Below are 2,578 nucleotides of genomic sequence, written 5' to 3' on the forward strand. Positions count from 1 at the left end.
TATTTGCAGGAAATCTGCAACTGTCAGCGAACGACAGTTCTCTTCGGATCGAAGTCAATTTGTGGGATTTTGGCTCTGAAATGGATTGTCGGTACGTAACGGGCTCATAGCCGACCATGGCCAAAGCGACTTTGCGCGCCAAGAATCAAGCCTTTTGCCGGCCTTGCGATCCAATGGAAATTTGCGTTGACTGATCCGCCCACATACTGGTAAGACAAGCTCGAACCAACACATCCAGTTTTGGCGTGCTACTGCTTGCGGACAGACAAGATTGAATGACCTCAGGTGCCAGCCGTGTCAATTGTGCCGTCCGGCTTGCCTGACCGAGATCGATACTTTCCACTGCAGCGATTTCCGTCAGCGACCGATACTTTCCCTCGTCCAGCAACCGCTGCCAGTAGTGCGCCAGCCCCAGCGCCCGGATCAACGGGCTGTCTTTGGCAAGTTTGCGCTGCTGCCGCTCCACTACCGCTTCCTCTTCAAAATGCTCCGGTGCATCAATTGGCGTGATCACTTGCCGCCGGACACCGCGTTTGACCAACGTCCACGGAATGAACGTCTCCATCTGCACACCACCTGCTGGCGCAGGGATTTGGTACGTCACCGGCTCCCCGGTCATCATGCCTCTGTCATTTTTTGCCATGTTGAGTCCTATTTGAAGCCGTCGATGATGGCGCGCTGGGCCTGCCAATCCACCGGGAGCCGGTTGCGTTGAAACCACATTAAATTAAGCCGCCGTGGTTGTGTACCGCTCATCAACTGCCCAATGATGTCCGGAGCCAGCAGTGTCAGACGCATCAGTTCGTTGACCACCGAGTGGTGAAGGCCTTCATTCTTGGCAATTTCGGAGCCACTTTTCATGACACCGGTATCCAGCAGGCTTTGCCAGTAAAACGCACGACTCAGTCCATCCAAAAAAGTCGTGTCAGGTGCAGCTACGCTGGTGGTGGCCAGCCGCTGAACGCCACGCCGGGAATAAGTAAGGGGCACAAAGGATTCGAGGTCAGCGTTCATACGGTCTCCATTTCCACCAATTCCGCGCCAAAGCCCTTCGCTGCGAACTCTTTGATGAGTTCCTTCCAGCCCAGAGCGTGCCACTTCACCTTTAGTCCACCGGCAACCAGATCAACCCTCTCGATCATTAGTTTGACGATCCTGATCCGCTCGGCCCAGTACAGCTGTTCCCAAGCTTCACCGAGCTGGTGAAGTCCCATCACGACCACGTCTTCGTTGATCCGGACACCTTGCAGTTCAAGTGATTTGCAAACGGCGGTGATGGCTTCGGGGCTAGACAGCACCGTTTTGACTTGATTGACCGTCGCGGCTTCCACCTCGGCGGCCGGAATACGCTCGTGCGTTTTACCCGCTGCACCGAATCGCATTTCAGCCTTGGATACGTAATAGCGGTACTTGCGTTTGTTCTTGCTGGCGTAGGTCGGGTACATCGGGTCGCCACTGGGTCCAAAAAGCAGACCTCGCAGGAGCGCCTCGGTGCTCTCGCGGGTTTGTGTCTCCACCGATCTGACGTGCGGGTTGCGCGCCAGCACCTCATGCACCTGACCCCAAAGACCGTGGTCGATGATGGCAGCATGCGCACCCGGAAACCAACTGCCCTTGTGCGACAACTCGCCCAAATAGATGCGGTTCCGCAACAGCTTGAACAAATACTTTTTGTCCATTGAGGTGCCACTGCGTACCTGTCCGTCCTGGGTCGTCCAGGATTTGGTAGTGATGCCTTCGATCGCCAATCCCTGCGCGATGCGGGTTGTGGACCCAATTGTGAGCATTTCGCCAAAGATGCGTCGCACCAATTGAGCCTCTGTCTCGTTGACCACCAGCAGCCGGTTGGCCACGTCATAACCTAGCGGTGGCATCCCACCCATCCACAGGCCCTTGCGTTTGCTGGCGGCAATTTTGTCGCGGATCCGCTCGCCGGTGACTTCCCGCTCAAACTGTGCAAACGACAGCAGGACGTTGAGCATCAAACGCCCCATCGACGTGGTGGTGTTGAACTGCTGGGTGACAGATACGAATGACACGCCCTGGCGCTCGAACACCTCGACCATCTTTGAAAAATCGGCCAAGCTGCGAGTCAGCCGGTCAATTTTATAAACCACCACAATGTCAACCAGACCGCGCTCGATGTCAGCCATCAGGCGCTTAAGCCCGGGTCGCTCGGTGTTGCCACCAGAAAAACCGGGGTCGTCGTAGTCATCCACCACCGGAATCCAGCCTTCCGAGCGTTGGCTGGCAACATAGGATTGGCCAGCCTCTTTCTGCGCATCGATGGAGTTGAATTCCTGCTCGAGCCGCTCGTCAGAAGAGACGCGGCAATACACTGCGCAACGTTTGCGTGGTTTTGGTGACGCAACTTGGGTGGCTGTATTCATGCAGCCTCCTTGCGGTTGGTTTTAAGGCCAAAAAACAGAGGCCCAGACCATGGCGTGCCGCTCAAGTCCATCCGCGAGATTCTGGACAAGTACAACCCGCCCGCCGTGTTTGTCTATCAGACCTGTGTGACTGCGCTGGTGGGCGACGACATCGAAGCGGTGTGCCAACGTGCCACTGAGAAATTTGG

At 56.1% G+C, this 2,578-nt stretch carries 3 protein-coding genes and 1 pseudogene; 1 reads left to right on the forward strand and 3 read right to left on the reverse strand.

Features of this window, described 5'->3' with window-relative positions:
* Positions 1-145: 145 nt before the first annotated feature.
* From KBF66_RS19520 to KBF66_RS19530, 3 genes are read right to left on the reverse strand one after another with little or no spacing between them, the layout of a single operon-like run.
* Positions 146-643, reverse strand: a complete 498-nt coding sequence (locus KBF66_RS19520) for a LacI family transcriptional regulator (RefSeq protein ID WP_296661428.1) — start codon at positions 641-643, stop codon at positions 146-148.
* Between the two features lie 8 nt (positions 644-651).
* On the reverse strand, positions 652-1,014 hold the full coding sequence (locus KBF66_RS19525) for a site-specific recombinase resolvase (protein ID WP_296661429.1): 363 nt from the start codon (positions 1,012-1,014) through the stop codon (positions 652-654).
* Entirely contained in the window at positions 1,011-2,390 is a 1,380-nt protein-coding gene (locus tag KBF66_RS19530; RefSeq protein WP_296661431.1) for a recombinase family protein, read from the reverse strand. The genes KBF66_RS19525 and KBF66_RS19530 overlap by 4 nt, the downstream gene beginning before the upstream one ends.
* Before the next feature lie 63 nt (positions 2,391-2,453).
* On the opposite strand from KBF66_RS19530, the pseudogene KBF66_RS19535 reads away from it, so the two are divergent.
* Positions 2,454-2,578: pseudogene (locus KBF66_RS19535) on the forward strand (nitrogenase component 1); the annotation flags it as partial.

Origin of the sequence: Rhodoferax sp., assembly GCF_018063565.1 — a bacterium.
GTDB lineage: Bacteria > Pseudomonadota > Gammaproteobacteria > Burkholderiales > Burkholderiaceae_C > Rhodoferax.